The following is a 2,280-nucleotide window of genomic DNA, read 5'->3' as shown; positions in this document are numbered from 1 at the left end:
GCGCGCGGACGTCCGCGCCCGCCGCGGCGAGCCTGGCGCGCAGCTCCGTGTCGCCGAGCAGCCGCTCGATCGCGGCGTGCAGCTCGGCGTCGGTGAAGCGGTAGGTGTCCAGCCGGACGCCGAGCCCGAGCTCGTCGACCCGCTGGGCGTTGTCGTACTGGTCCCAGAAGAGCGGCAGCAGGATCATCGGCTTGCCGAAGTGCAGGCTCTCGGTGGTCGTGTTGTTGCCGCCGTGCGTGATCACCAGATCGACCAGCGGGATCACCTGGGTCTGCGGCACGAACTCCGCGCCCCACATGTTCGGGGCCAGCTCGATCTCCTCGTGCAGCGGCCCCTTGGAGACGATGTAGCGGTGCGGGGTGTCCGCCAGCGCGCCGACGACGCGGCGCATCAGCTCGACGTCGGCGGAGCCCAGCGAGCCGAGGGAGAAGTAGATCAGCGCGCCCTCGCCGCCGCGCAGCGCCTCGGGCAGCTCGAACGCCTCGTCGGTGCCGCGCACGGAGGAGTCCAGCCGGTGCCAGGACGGGCCGAGCTCGCGCGGGTAGTCGGCGATCTCCGGATAGACGTACAGGTTGGCGGCGCCCTCGTGGACGAACTCCAGCTCGGGCAGCGGCGCGGCGCCCTGCGCGACGACCCAGGCGTTGAACTCCGCCCAGATCGCCCGGTGGGTGCGGTCGTACTCGGCGCGGAAGGCGTCCCAGCCGGACCGGTCGGCGATCGGGTAGCCGGAGAACGGCGGCGGCGCCTCGGCGGACTTCACCTCCAGCGGGTTGCAGGAGACGATCCGGACGAACGGCACGCCCGCGGTGGTCAGCGCGGGGAACGCCACCACGTTGTCCTCGACGATGACGTCCGGCCTGACCCGGTCGATGATCGCCTTGAGCTGCGGCTCGCAGTAGCGGGCGCCGGTGATCAGCTCCTCCCAGACCGGCTTGATCCAGGTGTCGAGCTGGTCGAAGGTCGGCTTGCGGAACTCCGGCGCGGTGTCGCGGATGAAGTCCTTCCAGAACTGGCCGGCGTCCTGCTCGACGGCGTCCTGCGCCGGGGGAGCGAGCTCGACCAGGTCCTCCTCGAAGCCGAGCGGGGCGAGCTTGCCCTTCCACGAGGCCTCGGCGGCGAACACCACCCGGTGGCCGCGCCTGCGGAGCACGTCGCCGATGCCCACGCAGTTGTTGGTGGGCCCGTAGGCGCTCTCCGGCATGAACAGGACCGTCAACTGGTCGGCCACGGCGGCTCCCTGGGACGTGCAGAGGATGAACTCTGGGGGGACTGTCTTTTCTGAAGTGAGATTCAAATAGAGTTCGGGCATCCCCGTCAACACCGAGGAGAACCGAGAATGAGCTATGGCCACGCGTAAGAGGAAGACCGAGCGGCGTCAGGACCTCATCGAGGCCGCCCGGCGGGCGATGGTGCAGTACGGAACCGACGGGGTCCATCTGAACCAGGTCGCCGAGGCCGCCGGCCTGACCTCGGGCGCGGTCCTATACCACTACCCCGACCTCAGCGACCTGCTGCTCGAGGCCCATCACGCGGGCATGGAGCGCTTCTACGACCTGCGGATGAAGAAGATCGGCGCGATCGTCGACCCGGTCGAGAAGCTCATCGTCACGATCCGCTCGGGGCTGCCGTCAGGCCCGGACGACGCCGACGTCCGGCTGCTGTGCGAGCTCGGCGGTTCGGCCGGCCGCAACCGGGTCTACGCCACCCTGCTCACCACGCTCTACGACCGCCAGGTCACGATGTACCAGCTGATTCTGGAGACCGGGGCCGCGCTCGGGGTGTTCACCCTGGCCGGCGACTCCCAGACGATCTCCCGCAACCTGGTCGCGCTGGAGGACGCCTACGGCTACCGGATCGTGGCCAGGCACCCGCTGATCGGCCCGGACGAGGCCGCCGAGCTGATCCTCGACTACGCCCGCCAGTCCACCGGGCACCCGCTGCCGACGGCCGTTCCGGCCAAGCCGAAGCCGCGGCGCGCGGCCAAGCCTGCTGGTCCTGCCCAGCCTTAGCGGCCGTCAAACGCGGCACCCCGCAAGGACTCGGTGCGGGAAACTTACACCCCGTACAGTGGCGATCTTATTTGAATGGATCTTCAATTCAGATCCATGAGAAACCACAGCCCCCTGACCGCCCGGCTGCGCGGCATCCTCGCCGCCCACGCCGAGGCCGGACGTACCGGGCGTCCCGTCGAAGAAGTCCTTGGGGAAACCCTCGCGGGCCGTGCGGCGGCGCCCAGCCGCCGCGAGATCCTGCGCGGAGCCGCCGCCGTCGGAGCGGGCG

At 70.0% G+C, this 2,280-nt stretch carries 2 protein-coding genes; one reads left to right on the top strand and one right to left on the bottom strand.

Annotation, left to right across the window (positions count from 1 at the left end; all coding sequences use genetic code 11):
• Nucleotides 1–1,228 (bottom strand): glycosyltransferase (locus ACYVE7_RS32810; RefSeq protein ID WP_460370310.1); only part of this gene is annotated, 1,228 nt, incomplete at its 3' end.
• 115 nt (nt 1,229–1,343) lie between these two features.
• Between ACYVE7_RS32810 and ACYVE7_RS32805 the strand changes: the two genes are divergently transcribed.
• The gene (locus ACYVE7_RS32805) at nt 1,344–2,009 is read left to right on the top strand and encodes a TetR/AcrR family transcriptional regulator (RefSeq protein ID WP_460370309.1); all 666 of its coding nucleotides are present in this window, start codon (nt 1,344–1,346) and stop codon (nt 2,007–2,009) included.
• Nucleotides 2,010–2,280: the final 271 nt, after the last annotated feature.

Source organism: Actinocorallia lasiicapitis, assembly GCF_054778695.1.
The sequence above is the reverse complement of the archived record's forward strand: the minus strand, read 5'-3'. Positions and strand labels throughout refer to the sequence as shown.

Coding starts and splice junctions, on each gene's coding strand:
- ACYVE7_RS32805 (WP_460370309.1), top strand. CDS start 1,344: ATGGCCACGCGTAAGAGGAAGACCGAGCGGCGTCAGGACCTCATCGAG.